Annotated in this window: 15 protein-coding genes; 6 read left to right on the top strand and 9 right to left on the bottom strand. The window is 72.3% G+C overall.

Annotated features, from left to right (window positions below; genetic code table 11):
• The first annotated feature begins 219 nt into the window (after positions 1 to 219).
• Positions 220 to 669, top strand: coding sequence for a cell division protein SepF (locus tag ACFVT2_RS19465; RefSeq protein WP_390019209.1), 450 nt, complete (start codon positions 220 to 222; stop codon positions 667 to 669).
• A 104-nt stretch (positions 670 to 773) separates the two neighbouring features.
• Here ACFVT2_RS19465 and ACFVT2_RS19460 read toward each other — a convergent pair whose 3' ends face one another.
• Together ACFVT2_RS19460 and ACFVT2_RS19455 are read right to left on the bottom strand one after the other, a co-directional pair.
• Complete coding sequence (locus ACFVT2_RS19460) at positions 774 to 1,967, bottom strand: acyl-CoA dehydrogenase family protein (RefSeq protein ID WP_390019207.1); 1,194 nt, start codon at positions 1,965 to 1,967, stop codon at positions 774 to 776.
• A gap of 133 nt (positions 1,968 to 2,100) precedes the next feature.
• Positions 2,101 to 3,768, bottom strand: coding sequence for an MFS transporter (locus tag ACFVT2_RS19455; protein WP_390019205.1), 1,668 nt, complete (start codon positions 3,766 to 3,768; stop codon positions 2,101 to 2,103).
• Between the two features lie 224 nt (positions 3,769 to 3,992).
• Here ACFVT2_RS19455 and ACFVT2_RS19450 point away from each other — a divergent pair, with 224 nt between their 5' ends.
• Together ACFVT2_RS19450 and ACFVT2_RS19445 are read left to right on the top strand one after the other, a co-directional pair.
• On the top strand, positions 3,993 to 5,186 hold the full coding sequence (locus tag ACFVT2_RS19450) for a hypothetical protein (protein WP_390019203.1): 1,194 nt from the start codon (positions 3,993 to 3,995) through the stop codon (positions 5,184 to 5,186).
• Between the two features lie 265 nt (positions 5,187 to 5,451).
• The gene (locus tag ACFVT2_RS19445; protein ID WP_390019201.1) at positions 5,452 to 6,489 is read left to right on the top strand and encodes a phosphatase PAP2 family protein; all 1,038 of its coding nucleotides are present in this window, start codon (positions 5,452 to 5,454) and stop codon (positions 6,487 to 6,489) included.
• Between the two features lie 120 nt (positions 6,490 to 6,609).
• On the opposite strand, the gene ACFVT2_RS19440 is transcribed toward ACFVT2_RS19445, so the two are convergent.
• Entirely contained in the window at positions 6,610 to 6,828 is a 219-nt protein-coding gene (locus ACFVT2_RS19440) for an I78 family peptidase inhibitor (protein ID WP_390019199.1), read from the bottom strand.
• Between the two features lie 477 nt (positions 6,829 to 7,305).
• Here ACFVT2_RS19440 and ctaD point away from each other — a divergent pair, with 477 nt between their 5' ends.
• Complete coding sequence (ctaD, locus tag ACFVT2_RS19435) at positions 7,306 to 8,985, top strand: cytochrome c oxidase subunit I (protein ID WP_390019397.1); 1,680 nt, start codon at positions 7,306 to 7,308, stop codon at positions 8,983 to 8,985.
• A gap of 48 nt (positions 8,986 to 9,033) precedes the next feature.
• On the opposite strand, the gene ACFVT2_RS19430 is transcribed toward ctaD, so the two are convergent.
• From ACFVT2_RS19430 to ACFVT2_RS19420, 3 genes are all read right to left on the bottom strand, one after another.
• Positions 9,034 to 9,897, bottom strand: coding sequence for a hypothetical protein (locus tag ACFVT2_RS19430; protein WP_390019197.1), 864 nt, complete (start codon positions 9,895 to 9,897; stop codon positions 9,034 to 9,036).
• 83 nt (positions 9,898 to 9,980) lie between these two features.
• The gene (locus ACFVT2_RS19425) at positions 9,981 to 11,252 is read right to left on the bottom strand and encodes a glycosyltransferase (RefSeq protein ID WP_390019195.1); all 1,272 of its coding nucleotides are present in this window, start codon (positions 11,250 to 11,252) and stop codon (positions 9,981 to 9,983) included.
• Positions 11,253 to 11,478: 226 nt separating this feature from the next.
• On the bottom strand, positions 11,479 to 12,063 hold the full coding sequence (locus ACFVT2_RS19420; RefSeq protein WP_390019192.1) for a transglycosylase family protein: 585 nt from the start codon (positions 12,061 to 12,063) through the stop codon (positions 11,479 to 11,481).
• 286 nt (positions 12,064 to 12,349) lie between these two features.
• On the opposite strand from ACFVT2_RS19420, the gene ACFVT2_RS19415 reads away from it, so the two are divergent.
• Both ACFVT2_RS19415 and ACFVT2_RS19410 read left to right on the top strand, forming a co-directional pair.
• The gene (locus ACFVT2_RS19415; protein WP_390019189.1) at positions 12,350 to 13,147 is read left to right on the top strand and encodes a hypothetical protein; all 798 of its coding nucleotides are present in this window, start codon (positions 12,350 to 12,352) and stop codon (positions 13,145 to 13,147) included.
• A 169-nt stretch (positions 13,148 to 13,316) separates the two neighbouring features.
• On the top strand, positions 13,317 to 13,610 hold the full coding sequence (locus tag ACFVT2_RS19410) for a hypothetical protein (protein WP_390019187.1): 294 nt from the start codon (positions 13,317 to 13,319) through the stop codon (positions 13,608 to 13,610).
• 55 nt (positions 13,611 to 13,665) lie between these two features.
• Here the strand turns inward: ACFVT2_RS19410 and der are convergent, their stop codons facing one another.
• The 3 genes from der to cmk form a co-directional block, all read right to left on the bottom strand.
• Complete coding sequence (gene der, locus ACFVT2_RS19405; protein ID WP_390019185.1) at positions 13,666 to 15,135, bottom strand: ribosome biogenesis GTPase Der; 1,470 nt, start codon at positions 15,133 to 15,135, stop codon at positions 13,666 to 13,668.
• 70 nt (positions 15,136 to 15,205) lie between these two features.
• Positions 15,206 to 15,862, bottom strand: a complete 657-nt coding sequence (locus ACFVT2_RS19400; protein ID WP_390019182.1) for a lysophospholipid acyltransferase family protein — start codon at positions 15,860 to 15,862, stop codon at positions 15,206 to 15,208.
• Complete coding sequence (gene cmk, locus ACFVT2_RS19395) at positions 15,859 to 16,602, bottom strand: (d)CMP kinase (protein WP_390019180.1); 744 nt, start codon at positions 16,600 to 16,602, stop codon at positions 15,859 to 15,861. The genes ACFVT2_RS19400 and cmk overlap by 4 nt, the downstream gene beginning before the upstream one ends.
• Positions 16,603 to 16,635 lie beyond the last annotated feature (33 nt).

Here is a 16,635-nt window from a genome sequence, read left to right as displayed (position 1 = left end):
CCGTCAACTTGTCGACATCACCGATACGGGTACCGACCGTGATGCCTTTCGTACTGTCAGTTCACCGCCAGGGCACGCGGGCTGACGGCGCACCACCCTCTTTGCACCAGATATGTCACGAACCCCCCGTGCGGCCGCTATCCGCTTGGCACACCCTCGCCCTCATGGACGACGATAGGGCGAACGGAACGCACACGCCGCGGGTGAGAGGAGGCGTCAATGGGATCGGTACGCAAGGCGAGCGCCTGGCTGGGCCTCGTCGACGACAACGATGACGAGCGCTACTACGACGATGACTACGCCGAGGGGCCCGAGTCCGCCGACTCGGGTGGCAACCCCTGGGTGACCGACCCCCGGGTCCGGGTAGCCGACGAGGCCGCCGAGCACCAGGGCACCCGCATCGCCACGATCACCCCGGCCTCCTTCCGCGACGCACGCGGCATCGGCGAACTCTTCCGGGACGGCGTCCCGGTGATCGTCAACCTGACGGCCATGGAGTCCTCCGACGCCAAGCGGGTGGTGGACTTCGCCGCCGGCCTCACCTTCGGCCTGCGCGGCTCCATCGAGCGGGTCGCCACCCGGGTGTTCCTGCTCACCCCCGCCGACTACAAGGTCGTCACCGGCGAGACCCGCGGCCCACGCAACGGCGGCTTCTTCAACCAGAGTTGAGGGGGCCGCGGGCGTCCCTTCCGACCAGGGGCCGGCCCGCGGCGCAACCGCAGTCGGTTACCGCGTCCCCCGGGGACGGCGACCCTCAGAGGTGAGTCGACCGCTCACCGGAAGGCATCCAGTCCGGTGAGCGCCTTGCCCAGCACCAACTGGTGCATCTCCGCGGTGCCCTCGTAGGTCAGCACCGACTCCAAGTTGGTGGCGTGCCGCATGACGGGGTATTCGAGCGAGATCCCGTTGGCGCCGAGAATGGTCCGGGCGGTGCGGCAGATGTCGATCGCCTCGCGGACGTTGTTGAGCTTGCCGAAGCTGATCTGCTCCGGCAGCAGGGTGCGGGCGTCGAACCGCCGCCCCAGGTGGTGCGCGAGCAGCAGCCCCTTGTGGAGCTCCAGCGCCATGTCGGCCAGTTTGGCCTGGGTGAGCTGGAAGCCGCCGATGGGCCGGCCGAACTGCTCGCGGGTCCGCGCGTAGTCGAGCGCCGCCTCGAAGCAGGCGCGCGCCGCCCCCATCGAGCCCCAGACGATCCCGTAGCGGGCCTGCCCCAGGCACGCCAGCGGGGCGCCCAGCCCGCGGGCCTCCGGCAGCACCGCGTCGGCGGGCAGCCGCACCTCGTCCAGGACCAGTTCGCTGGTGACCGAGGCACGCAGCGACCACTTGTGCTTGATCTCGGGGGCGGCGAAACCGGGGCGGTCGGTGGGGACGACGAAGCCGCGGACGCCTTCGTCCGTGCGGGCCCAGACCACCGCGACGCCGGCCACCGACCCGTTGGTGATCCACATCTTGCGGCCGGTCAGCACCCAGTCGGAGCCGTCCCGCTTGGCGTACGTCCGCATGCTCGCCGGGTCGGAGCCGTGGTCCGGCTCGGTCAGTCCGAAGCAGCCGATGACCTCGCCGGAGGCCATCCGCGGCAGCCACTGCTGCTTCTGCTCCTCCGAACCGAAGCGCCAGATCGCGTACATGGCCAGCGAGCCCTGGACGGAGACCAGCGAGCGGATGCCGGAGTCGGCGGCCTCCAGTTCCAGGCAGGCGAGTCCGTACTGGACGTGCGAGGCGCCGGCGCAGCCGTAGCCGGTCAGGGACATGCCCAGGGCGCCGAGCGCGCCCAGTTCCCGGGCGAGTTCGCGGATACCGGGGAGCTCGCCGCGCTCGTACCAGTCGGCGACGTGCGGCAGGACCCGGTCGGCGGCCCATTGGCGGACGGTGGCGCGGACCGCGCGGTCCTCGTCGGTGAGCAGGTCGTCGAGGCCCAGCGGGTCATCGGGGTCGAAGGGCGGGAGCGGGGACGGCGTTGCGGGCATGGCGGGTCCTCCGGCGGATTCAGCGCTCGCGCGAAAAACTAGCAGTGGTAGTTACGCGCGTCCGACGGTACGGTCCCGGCACCGCCCGGGCAAGGGTCCCCCGCCGGGCGACGGACCGCGAACCCGCCCCGGATCAACGACCGGTGCTCGCGGAGGCCGACGCCCCCTCGCACCCGGCGGCCACAGCGCCCTCCTCGGAAGCAGCCGCAGCCCCCTCCTCGGAAGCGGCCTCGGCATCGGCCCGCTCCGCGGACTCCGCGGCCCGGCGCGGCAGCCGCAACGCGATCCCCGCACCGACCAGCAGCAGCACCGCGCTGGCGAGGAGGGTGACCCGCAAGCCGTGGATGAAGGCGTCCCGGGCGGCCACCCGGAGCGCCTGCCGGGCATGCTCCCCGAGGCCGGCGGCGACCTTGTACGCCTCGCCGAGCGAGTGCGAGGCCGAGTGGGAGGCCCGGTCGGAGACCCCGGCGACGCGGTTCAGGCCCGGCGCGTAGGCGGCGTTCATCACGCTGCCGAGCAGCGCCACCCCGATCCCGGCGCCCAATTGGTAGGCGGTCTCGCCGAGCGCCGCCGCACCGCCGGCCTGGGCGGCCGGCGCCTCGCTGAGCATCGACTCGTACGCCCCGAACAGCGTGGACTGGAAGCCGAAACCGAGCAGCACGAAGCCGAGGGACAGCTGCCAGAAGTGGTCCTCGCTGCCCAGCGCGGTCAGCGAGACCACCGCGATCGCGGTGAGGGCGAAACCGCCGACGACCATCACCCGCGGGCCGAGGGCCTGCAACAGCTTGGAGCCGGTGAGTCCGGCGGCCATCGCGGAGAACACCAGCGGCAGCATCCGCAGCCCGGTCGCCAGCGGGCTCAGGTGCAGCACCAACTGGAGGTACTGGACAGCGATCAGCTGGAGTCCGACGAGGGCGAGCATGGCGAGCACGATGCAGCCGATGGAGGTGCCGAACGCCGGCCGGGCGAACAGCCGCATGTCGATCAGCGGATGCGCGCGGCGGCCCTGCCGACGGACGAAGACGATCAGCAGCGCGACGCCGACGACGATCGGCAGCAGCGTGGTCACCCCGACCACCGGGGCGCCGCTGCCCAGCCGCTTGACCCCGAAGACGATGCCCAGCACGCCCAGCGCCGCGATCACCGCGCCCACCAGGTCCCAGGGCCCATTGCGCTCGCCCCGCGACTCCGGCAGCAGCCAGCGCCCTATCAGGAACATCGCCGCCATCATCGGGATGTTGATCAGGAAGACCGAGCCCCACCAGAAGTTCTCGACCAGGAAGCCGCCGAGCACCGGGCCGACCGCGGCGCCGACCGCGGCCACCGCGCTCCACACGCCGATGGCGACCGCGCGCTCCCGCCGGTCGGGGAAGACCTGGCGCAGGATCGACAACGTGGCGGGCATGATCATGGCGCCGCCGATGCCGAGCAGCGCCCGGGCCGCCATCAGGGTCTGCGGATTGGGCGCGAGCGCGGCGGCGGCCGAGGCCAGGGCGAAGAGCCCGTAGCCGAGCAGCAGGACGCGGCGGCGGCCGACGCGGTCGCCGAGCGTGCCGAAGAGGATCAACAGCGAGGCCGCGATCAGCGGGTAGATGTCGACGATCCACAGCAACTCGACCGGCCCGGGCCGCAGATCCTCGGTGATGGAGGGCACCGCCACGTAGAGGATGGTGGTGTCCAGCGCGACGAAGAGCAGGCTGACGCAGAGCACGGTCAGCACGGTCCAGCGGTTCACGCCACCGCCTGTGTGCCGGGGAATACCACCCGTCCGCCCCCTGCCGGACGCGGTCGTCCCTGACATCCAGTACCTCCTGTCATGCGCTCGCCGTGCTGCGCTCGCGGCCGCGGTCCAGGGCGCGACGACGCACCGGCGGAACCGGCGGCACGGGCGAGTTGAGTCGTCAGACTACGCGAGTCCCACCGAGGCCCGCGTGGCCCACCTCACGGTGAGACGCTCGTCGCAGCCCTGACGTTCCCGCGGCCGTCCGGGACGGGCGCGCCCCCGCCACCTGGATAATCGACTGGGTGAACGATCTTGCCTCGACCGCTGCACCCGGCCGGACCCTGTGTCCGCCCGCCGTCCGTGCCGCGCTGCGCCGCGCCGTCCCCGGCCTGGCGGCGTACGCGGCGATCCGCCTGTGGGGGCTGGTCGTCCTCATGGTCTGGTCGGCCGCCAACGGCAAGGACTGGCACACCCTGCTGACCGCCCGCTGGGACTCCCTCTGGTACACCCGGGTCGCCGAGCAGGGCTACGGCTACACCGTCCACCTGGCCAACGGCGACGTCCACTCCAACCTGGCGTTCTTCCCGCTGCTGCCCTGGCTGGAGCGGGGCCTGTCGGCACTCACCCCGCTCTCCGCCGCGGACGCCGGGATGGCGGTCGCCTGGCTGACGTCGCTCGCCGCGGCCTGGGCGCTGTACGCCACCGGGGAGCGACTGCACGGGCCGCGGGCCGGGGTGCTGCTGGCCGCACTGTGGGCCGCGCTGCCGGTCGGCATCGTCCAGTCGATGGCGTACTCGGAGTCGCTGTTCACCGCCCTCGCGGCGTGGGGCGTCTACTGCGTGCTCACCGGACGCTGGGTGTGGGCCGGCGTCCTGGCGTCGCTGGCCGGACTGACCCGACCGGTGGGCGCCGCGGTGGTCGCCGCGGTGTGGATCACCGCGGCGGTGACGGTGGCGAACGAGCGCGCCGGCGGGGTCCGGCCGCGCGCCTTCCTCCACGGCCGGCACCGGCGGATGCTGCTCGGCGTCCTGCTGGCCCCGCTCGGCTGGTGCGGATACGTCCTGTGGGTCAGCGCCCGGCAGGGGTCGCTCACCGGTTACCTGGACGTCCAGGCCGGTTGGCACAACGGCTTCGACGGCGGGATCGCCTTCGGCACCTTTGTCTGGCACCAGCTCACCGGGCCCGCGTTCGCCGCCGGCCTCGGCCTGTTGATCGGCGTCGCACTGGTCATCTGGCTGTACGTGCACGGCGTCCGCAAGGGCCAGCCGCTGCCCTTGGCGGTCTACGGCGGGACGGTGCTGCTGATCGCGCTCACCGCCAAGGGCTACTTCGGGTCGAAGCCCCGGTTGATGATGCCCGCCTTCCCGCTGCTGCTGCCGCTCGCGGCGGGGCTGGCCAGATGGCGCCCGCTGCGGTCGTGGCTGGTCGTCGGAGTCGTGGCGGTCGGCTCTGCGGCCTACGGTGCGTTCTGGCTGAACGGCTCGGGTCCGCCGTGACCGGAAGATCCCGGTCCGTAATCGCCGTCCCGAGGAAAACACGCCACGACACCCGTGCGAATGACAGATAAACTCCGCCAGCGAAAAACAGATAAGCACCTATGCCGGCGACACGCGGATGGCTGGAACAGAATCCAGTACCCGGGAAATTCTCTTCGAAATCCTGGGAACCCGGCCCGGATTGAGACCCATTCCACATCACATCGTCATTACAAAGCGCACGGTTTGACCAAGTGCATACATCACACGCGGTAACGTCGTTTGAGTGCGTACCGATGACAAGCTCGACCAGATGGAGGAGCACCTCCCGACCGATCGCGTCAGACCGCCGCGCATGACCCGGACCCGCCTGTGGCTGTTCTGGGGCACGCTGGCGGTGTACGCGGCGATCGTCGCCGGGGTGCTGGCCGACACCTCCCTGGTCACCCTCGACTGGCAGCTGATGCTCTTCCGGCCGTACAAGCAGTGGCCGGAGATCCATGCCTTCCTCGACTACTTCGTCGTGCTGGGGCAGCGCGGCCCGACCGCGGTGGCGGTGGCGGCCTGGCTGGGCTGGCGCTGCTGGCGGCAGCGCAACCTCCACCCGCTGCTGGTGCTCGGCGCCTCGCTGCTGCTGCTGAACATCACCGTCGGCGCCGCCAAGCTCGGGATGGGCCGCCTCGGCCCGCACTACGCGACGGTGGTCGGCTCCAACGAGATGTGGCTCGGCGGCGACATATTCCCCTCCGGCCACACCGCCAACGCCGTCGTCACCTGGGGCGTGCTGGCCTACCTGGCGACCACCCCGCTGCGCCGCCGCACCCTGTCGGTGATCGCCGCGCTGGGCGCGCTGGGCGTCGGAATGACCACCGTCTACCTCGGTACGCACTGGGTCAGCGACGTCCTCCTGGGCTGGGCCGCGGGCCTGCTGGTGCTGCTGGCGATGCCGTGGCTGGAGCCCGGCATCATCTGGGTCGAGGACCGGCTCATGGGCATCCTGCTGCGGCTCTGGCTGCGTCTGCGGCCCAATTCGCTGCGCGGCCCGCTGCCGGCCGGCGCACTGGCCTCCGAGGTCTCCCGGCAGCGGATCGCCCCCGACGGGGAGGTCCTGGTCCGCGAGGCGGTCGGCGCCGCCACCGGCGGTCGCACCGCCCACGCCCCGGAGGGCTGGCCGCACCACCCGCCGCGCCCGCACACCTCCCGCGCCGAGCGCACCCCGGTCACCCCGACGGGCAGCCGCCGGCCGCCGCACGCGGACCGCGTCCCGCGCGGTACCGCACCGTTCGGCCCGACCTCCGGCCGCCCCCGCAACGGCACCGGCTGACGGACCACGGCGGCGGGCCCGGTACGCACCCTCTCCGCCCCGTACGAAGGCCCCGGCCGCTCCACTTGGAGCGGCCGGGGCCTTCGTCGTACCGGTCGGAGGGGCCGGGCCCGCGGCCCGTCAGCCCACCCAGCTGAGCGCCACCGCGCCGTCCTTGACCTCGAAATTGATCCGGCCGACGAGGTAGTCCATGGTGATCATCGCGCCCGGCGGGAGCGCCCTGACGGTGGCCCAGCCCCGGTCCCGGGCCCGCTCCTCCGCGGCCTCCTGGGGGAGGCCCACGTACGCCTCGGGGTCGTCCTGGATGTCCGGTGTGTCGCCGGGAAGGTTCGGTGCCATGGCAGCCACCGTAGGCGCCCGCGGCGGCGCGCGGAAGGGCCGCCCCTCGCACATCCCCGTGACCCGCCGGTCCCCCATTGGTCACACTTCTGTTACGACGAACGCTCCTGCGATTGCCGGAACCACCCTCACCCTTACGCGCCGCACGTCCCCGCATCCGGGTGGAAAACAAAGCGGCCGGAATTCCCCCTTGATCACACGCGGAAGGGCGTGCCGCCGCTTCGGACAAGGCCGGACAGCATGCCGGAATTAATCGTCCAACCGCCCCGGATTCCCCTTACCGGACACCCTTTTCCGGCCGTCGCGGAATTGGCCAACGAGACACATTCCACACACATTTCCCGCACATCGCCCCGGGGCGCCCGACCGCGCCGGGCGGATCCCACCGGAACGGACCGGAGCGCCCCCTCGCTCTGTGTCCCGCGCCCGAGCATCATGACCGGGCACCGATACACCCCCGCCAGCGAGGTGGAGCCGATGGTCAGCGAGATCTCCCGGGAGCGCGCCCGGCCGCGCCGGGCACGACGTCGCGGGGCGGTCCTGGCGGACTGGCTGTCGACCACCGACCACAAGAAGATCGGGCACCTCTACCTGATCACCTCGTTCGGTTTCTTCCTCGTGGCCGGGATGCTGGCGCTGCTGATGCGCGCCGAGTTGGCCCGCCCCGGACTCCAGTTCATCAGTGCCGACCGCTTCAACCAGGCGGTGACCCTGCACGGCACGATCATGCTGCTGCTCTTCGCCACCCCGGCCTTCGCCGGCTTCGCCAACGAGATCATGCCGCTCCAGATCGGCGCCCCCGACGTCGCCTTCCCGCGGCTGAACATGCTCGCGTACTGGTTCTACCTCTTCGGCGGCCTGATGGTGCTGAGCAGCCTCCTCACCCCCGAGGGTGCCCCCTCCTACGGGTGGACCGCGTACGCCCCGCTCAACTCCATGGTGCGGATGCCCGGCATCGGCGCCGACCTGTGGATCATGGGGTTGGCGCTCTCCGGTTTCGGCACCATCCTCGGCGCGGTCAATTTCATCGCCACGATCATCGCCATGCGGGCGCCGGGCATGACGATGTTCCGGATGTCGGTGTTCACCTGGAACGTCCTGTTCACCTCGGTGCTGGTGCTGATGGCGTTCCCGGTGCTGGCCGCGGCCCTGCTGGTGCTGGAGGCGGACCGGAAGTTCGGCGCGGTGGTCTTCGACGCCCGCTGGGGCGGGGCACTGCTGTGGCAGCACCTGTTCTGGTTCTTCGGCCACCCCGAGGTCTACATCATCGCGCTGCCGTTCTTCGGCATCATCACCGAGATCATCCCGGTCTTCTCCCGCAAACCGATCTTCGGATACGTGACGCTGATCGGCGCGACGATGGCCATCACGGCGCTGTCGGCAATGGTCTGGGCCCACCACATGTTCGCGACCGGGGCGGTGCTGCTGCCGTTCTTCTCGCTGCTGTCGTTCCTGATCGCGGTGCCGACCGGGGTGAAGTTCTTCAACTGGATCGGGACGATGTGGCACGGCTCGGTGTCGTTCGAAACCCCGATGCTGTGGTCGGTGGGGTTCCTGGTGAGCTTCCTGTTCGGCGGACTCACCGGCGTCATCCTGGCCTCGCCACCGCTGGACTTCCACGTCACCGACAGCTATTTCGTCGTCGGCCACTTCCACTACGTGGTCTTCGGCACGGTGACCTTCGCGACCTTCGCCGGCTTCTACTTCTGGTGGCCGAAGTTCACCGGCAAAATGCTCGACGAGCGACTGGGGAAGGTCCATTTCTGGCTGCTCTTCGTGGGCTTCCACACCACCTTCCTCGTCCAGCACTGGCTGGGCGTGGCGGGCATGCCGCGCCGCTACGCCGACTACCTCGCCGCCGACGGCTTCACCGCGCTGAACACCCTCTCCACCATCGGCGCCTTCCTGCTCGGCGCCTCCACCCTGCCGTTCCTCTACAACGTCTGGCGGACCCGGCAGTACGGAACCCGGGTCACCGCGGACGACCCCTGGGGCTTCGGCCGCTCCCTGGAGTGGGCCACCTCCTGCCCGCCGCCGCGCCACAACTTCGCCGCCCTGCCCCGGATCCGCTCCGAATCCCCGGCCTTCGACCTGCACCATCCGGAGATGACCGAACGCCCCACCGGCATCCCGACATCCGGGAAGCCCAGGGCCTGAGCCCGTCCCCGACGGAGCCTCACCGGACCCGGGTTCCGCCCACCGCCCCTACTCCTGGCCGGCCGGACCGGTGACCCGTACGGCCAGGTCGTTGTCGAGCGTGTAATACGGGCCGATCCGGAGTTCCCGGTCCGCCGCCGGAACCGGCAGCGCCGGATAGCTGAACACCTGCTTCTTCTCCGGCACGTCGTCCAGCAGCCGGGCGATCCGGACCGGCGGTACGCCCGCGGCGGGGCACAGCCACAGGTCCCAGGGCTCGCTGCCGTGCCGCCAGTGGGCGGCCAACTCCCCGTGGGGGAGGGTGAAACGGAAGTCCGGGCCGTCGACGGTCAGGGGGACGGCGACCGGGTGCAGGCCGGCGCGGCGGGCGCGGGCCTCCGCGTGGGCGCCGACCGCCGGACTCGCCCCGTAGAGGCGGCCGGTGACGGTGATGCCCTCGGGGACGACGAGGATGTCGCCGGCCTCGGCATGCGGCCCGCGCAACCAGCTGCGCAGCGCGAGGTTGCCCAGCTTGGTGGCGTAGGGGATGCGCACCCCGAGCCGGCCGATGCCCGCCAGCGGCCGGCGGTCCACCAGTGACCGCAGGTCGTTGACGCCGGGCAGCAGCCGGCGCGGGTCGGCGCCGTCGCCGAGATCGGCGTAGGCGTGCCAACGGCCCTCGGCCAGTGCGACGGTGCTGGGCAGCACCGCGCGCAGCCGGCCGGGGCCGTTGGGCCCGAGCGGCAGCCGCACCTCGTCGTCGTCGGTGCCGTCGTCAGGGCCGTCGGTGGTGCCGGGGGCATCGGCGCCGGCCCGCAGCCGCAGCACCAGCGCCGCGCTCCAGGTGGTGCCGGTGCCCTGAGGGACGTTCAGGTCGAAGGTGAGGCCGCCCGCGGAGTCCGCGATGCAGTCGGCCTTCAGGTCCACGGGCACCGGCGCCCCTCCTCCCGTCGCGGCGGTCCGCCGCGGGCGCTCGGCCGCTCCGGGCCCGGTCGCGGGTGACTGCGTCGACGCGTTCATACCGTCCGCACCCCTCTCACCGCGGCGCGGGCGGTGTGCTCGGCCGCGTACTTGGTGGCGTACGCCCCGCCGATCAGGGCTCCCCGCGTGCGGTGCAGGGAGCCGCGCAGCCCACTGCCGCGCCGCCGGGCGAGCAGCTCCCCGAAGAGCGCGGCGTGCCGTCCGGCAACCGCGGCCGGGTCGAAGCGGGCGGACGCGGCGAGCGCGGCGGCACCCAGCCGCGTCCGGGCGTCAGCGTCGTCGATCAGCTCCAGCAGCGCCGTGGCCAGCGCCGCGGGGTGCCCGGCGGGCACCAGCCGGCCGGTGACCCCGTCCTCGACGAGTTCGCCCGGCCCGTAGGGGCAGTCGGTGGCGACGACGGGCAGTCCGCAGCGCATCGCCTCGGCGAGGGCCGCGCCGGCGGGCTCCCGGCCGGCGGGGTCCACCGCGAGGGCGCCCTTGGCCCACTCGGACTCCAGGGGCCCGGCCGGGCCCATCAGGAAGACGTGGTTGTACAGGCCGAGTTCGTCGATCAGGGCGCGCAGCGCGGGCTTCTCGGGCCCGCCACCGTAGATCCGCAGCCGCCAGTCGGGGCGTGCGGCGACCACCGCCGCGAAGGCCCGGACGAGGACGTCGTAGCGCTTGGCCCGGGTGAGCCGACCGGCCGCCACCACCCACCGGCCGGTGCCGTCGGCGGGCGCCAGCCTCGGTGCGGGGAGCGCGCGGGGCACCGCCGCGACCCGGACGCCGGGCAGGCGCAGCCGGCGCAGATGGGCGCGGGCGTCCGCCTCGGTGGCGGTGACCAGCGCGTCCAGCCGCGGGTAGGCGCCGCGCAGCGCCAGTCGCAACTCCCGGCTGTGCGCGGCCAGGCAGTGCGGTTCCTGCCCGACCCGGAGCGGCCCGCGGCGGGTCTGCCGGGCGATGTGCACGGTGAGGCCGGGCCGGGTGCCGACCACCACGTCGGCCTCGGTCCTGCGCAGGTGGGCGGCGATCCGGCGGTCGGTGAGCTCGCTGTACTGGCCGAAGCGCGGCTCGGCGGCCGGGAAGACCCGGGCGGGCCGGGTGTGCGCCGGGTCCGTACGGTCGCCGGCCGGGCCGTGCTCCCGGAGGTCCACCAGGGGCCGCAGCGCGACCCGGGGACCGAGGTCGAGCGCCGGGGCGTCGCGGTGCCGCAGTACGGAGACGATCTCGACGTCATGCCGTTCGGCCAGGGCGTCCGCCAGGCTGAAGGTCGCCCGGACCGTCTCCCCGATGCCGTAGGCATGGTGAATCAGGAATGAGATGTGCATCCGTCCCCGTGTCCCCTGGTCCCTCGCGCTCGTCCTGGTCCCCCCGCGGTCCGGATGCCGCCCTCCTGGCGGCGCCCGGTTTCCGGCTGTTAAAAGGTAAGACCGCGAAACGGCCTTCAGGGTTGGGGGTATTGGCCAAGTCGTGCCGAAAAAGTTAGGGCATCGGTATGGCGCGGCGGGAACTCTTCCGGGGTGGGCACACCGCGCCCAGGTCGCGGGCCGCCGGTCAGCGCAGCTTCAGCCGGATACCGACCCGCAGCTCGTCCGGGTACTCCCCGACGGCCTCCCGGTTGGCCTCGTACAGCGCCCGCCAGCCGCCCTTGACGCGGTGTCGGCGTGCGATCCCGACGAGGGTGTCGTCGCGCCGGACGACGTGGGTGCGGCTGCTTTCGAGCAGACCGTAGCGCCGGGCGCACTCGGGCCAGGCGCCCCACCCCTGGACGGCCTGGACCCGCTTCGCCACCTCGATCTGCTCGTCCCGGGTGGCGAGGTCGGCCCGCTTGGCGTACTTGAGGCCGCCGTACGCCTCCCACGTGGGCTGCCAGAACTGCAGGCCCCCGTAGTAGCTGTTGCCGGTGTTGATGTGCCAGTCGCCGCTGCTCTCGCAGTCGGCGAGGCAGCCCCAGGGCCACTGGTCGTCGGCGCAGGCGTACGACGACGGCCGACCGCCGTCCTCCCCACCGCCGTCCCCGCCCGGTGACCCGTCGGCGGCGGCGCCGCCGGACAGGCACAGGACCAGGGCGGCGGCCGCCGCGATGAGCAGCCCGACGGATTCCACGCGGCGTCGCGGCGCCGAAGAGATGTCCGACATAGCCGGTGACGGTAGGCAGCGGGTCGCCGGGCGCCGGCACGCCGCGCCTTCCAGGGGACGACCCCACCCCGTCCGGTGTACAAAACGCGGCCACCTGCGCCAGGTTCTGCGCAGGAATTGGCAGTGCGTGACCATCCGGAGGACGGCTTTCCACCGGTTCTTCGCCGTGCGCCGCGTGGTTCGATTCTGTTCGCGTCCGCGCGTGACTCTGCCGGGGGTCGCCCGTTGTCCTTGTACGAGCCGGGAGACCACCCGGCAGCCGCTCATGAAGATCGAGGAGCCACCCGTGCCGCGCATGCTCGACGTCAGCGACGACGTTCGCGCCGAGATCGGCGACGAAGAAGCCGACCGGCTGCTGGCCGGAGAGGACGCCCCCGGCAGCTACGACTGCACGTCCTGCCGGACGCCCGGCAACAGCGAGCAGGAGCGCACCAGCACCGTCCTGTTCGTCGGCGAGGAGACCGCGGTGCTCGCGTTCGCCCATGCCACCTGCATCCCCTCGCAGGTCGTGCCGGTCTCCGAGGAACAGCTCCGCGGGGCCGTGCGCTCCATCACCGGCGAGGACGCCGCCCGCACCCCGAGCGCCCCGGCCGCCCCGATCCCGACCAGTGACCGCCAGGCCACCCTCGGCATCACCTGCGGCCTGGTGCTGATCAGGGAGGAGCTGCACCCGGCCCTCGTGGTCGAGCCCAACGGCCCGATCGCCCGCCCCGGTTCGACCACCCTGGACGACGACTTCCTGCCGCTCCTCCTGGAGCACGGCTTCACTCCGGTGACGGACATGAACCAGCGCCCGGCCCCGATCGAGGGCTGGTCCGCGCTGCTGGCCATGGGCAAGCTGCACGCCGTGCTCCAGCCCGGCACCACCGGCAACCAGTCCGCCTGGTGGCAGGCCCACCAGCCGCTGGCCGTCTCGGACGGCTGGCGCACCGCGGCCAACAAGGAGAAGACCGTGCTGATGTACGCGGCCCCCTCGGGCACCATCGGCCACCAGCCGCGCGAGGACCTGATGCGCCAGGCACTGGAGCAGGCCGCCGCCAAGGGCCTGCTGGTCGCCGCGGCGATGCCGCTGGCCGGAACCTGACCGTCCGTCCCCCGATCGCGGGAGCATGACGCCCAACGGGGCGTGATTGCACCCGCGATCAGCCATTTCCCCCCGAAAGCCGCATCCCGCCGGCATCGGGGTCGTTGGCACCTACGTGCACGCATACGACCCCTCCCCCCGCGCCCCCTTCCCCCACCCCATCCCCGGCATGCGACCCGCCCGTGACCACGGGACGCCGCGCGGCGCCGACCGCGGTTCGGCCACGCCGATCTACGACGCGCTGTACGCCGAGTACCGCCGCGCCTTCCGGGCGCTGCCCGGTGACCGTACGGACGAGCCGGAGGTGCCGGAAGCGCTGCGCGGCGGCAATTGGGGCCGCGGCACGACGTCGCCGGGGCAGTGGGAGGTGGTGGGCCGGCAGCCGTTCCGGCCGCGGGGCCAGCTTCCGGCCGCCCTGCCACCGGGGCAGCGGGACGGCTCGCGGCCCCACGGCGGCCGCTGACCGGGGCCGGGCCGCCGCGGGCGGGGCGGGGAGCCGCCCGCGGACCGGGCCGCGGTTACTTCTTCTTGTTCTTGGTGCCGCGCTTCTCGCGGACCCGCACCGAGATGTGGATCGGCGTCCCCTCGAAGCCGAACTCCTCGCGCAGCCGGCGCTCGACGAAGCGGCGGTAGCCCGCCTCCAGGAAGCCCGAGGCGAAGAGCACGAAGCGCGGCGGCTTGGTGCCGGCCTGGGTGCCGAAGAGGATCCGGGGCTGCTTGCCGCCGCGGATGGGGTGCGGGTGGGAGGACACGATCTCGCCGAGGAAGGCGTTCAGCCGCCCGGTGGGGATCCGGGTCTCCCAGCCGGCCAGCGCGGTCTCGATGGCCGGCACGAGCTTGTCCATGTGGCGGCCGGTGCGCGCGGAGACGTTGACCCGCATCGCCCAGGGGATCTGGACGAGGTCCCGCTCGATCTCGCGCTCCAGGTAGAAGCGGCGCTCCTCGTCGAGGTTGTCCCACTTGTTGTAGGCGATGACCAGGGCCCGCCCGGCCTCCACGGCCATCGTGATGATCCGCTGGTCCTGGACGCTGATGGACTCCCCCGCGTCGATCAGGACGACCGCGACCTCGGCCTTCTCCACGGCCGCCGCGGTGCGCAGCGAGGCGTAGTAGTCGGCGCCCTCCTGGAGGTGCACCCGGCGGCGGATACCGGCGGTGTCCACGAACTTCCAGATCTTGCCGCCCAGTTCGATCAGCTCGTCGACCGGGTCGCGGGTGGTGCCGGCGATTTCGTTGACGACCACCCGCTCCTCGCGGGCGAGCTTGTTCAGCAGCGACGACTTGCCGACGTTCGGGCGGCCGATCAGGGCGATCCGGCGGGGACCGCCGAGGGCCGCGCCGAAGGTCTGCGCGGGCGCCTCGGGGAGTGCTTCCAGCGCCGCGTCGAGCATGTCGCCGGTGCCCCGGCCGTGCAGCGCGGAGATCGGGTGCGGCTCACCGAGGCCCAGCGACCACAGCATGGCGGCGTCGGCCTCGCCGGACTGGCCGTCGACCTTGTTGGCGACCAGGACGACCGGCTTGCCGGCGCGGCGCAGCAGCTTGACCACGGCCTCGTCGGTGTCGGTGGCGCCGACCTTGGCGTCCACCACGAAGACCACCGCGTCGGCGGCCTCGATGGCGAACTCGGCCTGCATCGCGACGGACGCGTCGATGCCGAGGACGTCCTGCTCCCAGCCGCCGGTGTCGACGACCTTGAAGCGGCGGCCGTTCCAGTCGGCCTCGTAGGTGACCCGGTCGCGGGTGACGCCCGGCCGGTCCTCGACGACTGCCTCGCGGCGGCCGATGATGCGGTTCACCAAGGTCGACTTGCCGACATTGGGGCGGCCGATGACGGCGAGCACCGGGAGCGGGCCGTGGCCGGCCGCGGCGATGTCGCCCCCGACATCCTCCAGGTCGAAGCCCTCTTCCGCGGCGAGCTCCATGAACTCCGCGTACTCGGCGTCGCCAAGCGCACCGTGCTCGTCGCCGGTGGGGATCTGCTCGTTCATGAAGTCCGTTCCTCGTTCATCCATGTGGTCGGTGGGCCGCTGAAGGGAGGGCCCACTGCTCAAGTGTCGGTCAGCGCCCGGTAAGGCGCCGGGCCTGTGCCAGGTGGGCGGTCAGCCGCTCCTGGATCCGTACGGTCGCCTCGTCCAGCGCCTTACGGGTGCGCCGCCCGCTGCCGTCGCCCGCTTCGAAGGCGTCGCCGAAGACGACGTCGATGCGGCCGCGCAGTCGCGGCAGGGCCGGGGTGAGCCGGCTGGGGCGTTCGGTGCTACCGAGCACCGCCACCGGGACGACCTGCGCGCCGGAGCGCACCGCGAAGTACGCGAGGCCGGCCCGCAGGGAGGCGAAGTCGCCCTCGCCGCGGGTGCCTTCCGGGAAGATTCCCAGCACGCCGCCGGCCGCCAGTACGTCGAGCGCGTCAGTGATCGCCTTGCGGTCGGCGGACTGGCGGTCCACCTTCAGTTGTCCGATGCCCCGTAGGAACGGGTCCAGCGGACCGACGAAGGCTTCCTTCTTGATCAGGAAGTGCACCGGTCGGGGTGCGGTGCCCATCAGCATCGGGCCGTCGATGCCGTGGGAGTGGTTGACGGCGAGGATCACCGGACCGGAGGCCGGCACCCGCCAGGCGCCCAACACCCGCGGCTTCCACAGGCCGTACATCAGCCCGATGCCGATCCGCCGGCCGATCACGGCGCCGCGGGGGCTCGGCGCCTTGCCGCCGTCGGTCACCGGATGTCCCGCCCCGCCTTCTCGGCGCTGACACCCTCGATGAGGGTGACCACGCACTCGATGACCTGATCCAGTGTCAGGTCGGTGGTGTCGACCTCGACGGCGTCGTCCGCCTTGGCCAGCGGCGAGGTCTTGCGGGAGGAGTCGGCGGTGTCCCGCTTGATCAGCGCCTCGCGGGTAGCTGCCAGGTCGACCGCCAGCTGGGGGTTCTTGCCCTTGAGCTCGCCGTTGCGCCGGGCCGCCCGCGCTTCGGGAGAAGCGGTGAGGAAGATCTTGAGGTCGGCGTCCGGCAGGACGGTTATGCCGATGTCCCGGCCCTCGACGACGATGCCGAGCGGCGCCTCCGCGGCGATGGTGCGCTGCAGGTCGGTGATCACGGCGCGCAGCTCGGGGACGGCGCTGACCGCGCTGACCGCGGCGGTGACCTCCGGGCTGCGGATCGGGCCGGCGGCGTCCACCCCGTCGACGGTGATGGTCGGCGCCGACGGGTCGGTGCCGGAGACGATCACGGGCTTGACGCAGGCGTCGGCCACCGCGACCGGGTCGTTGACGTCGATGCCGTTGGACAGCATCCACCAGGTGATCGCGCGGTACTGCGCACCGGTGTCGAGGTAGCCCAGGCCCAGCTTGCCGGCGACGGCCTTGGACGTGCTGGACTTGCCCGTGCCTGCGGGGCCGTCGATGGCGACAATCACTGCAGCCGGGGCGGTCCGGTCGGCGGTTTCCACGGTGACGAACACCTTTCTTGATACACACGGGGCGCGGTCCAGGGC

The sequence above is a fragment of the Streptomyces sp. NPDC058000 genome, assembly GCF_042886435.1.
Lineage (GTDB): Bacteria > Actinomycetota > Actinomycetes > Streptomycetales > Streptomycetaceae > Streptomyces.
The sequence above is the reverse complement of the archived record's forward strand: the minus strand, read 5'-3'. Positions and strand labels throughout refer to the sequence as shown.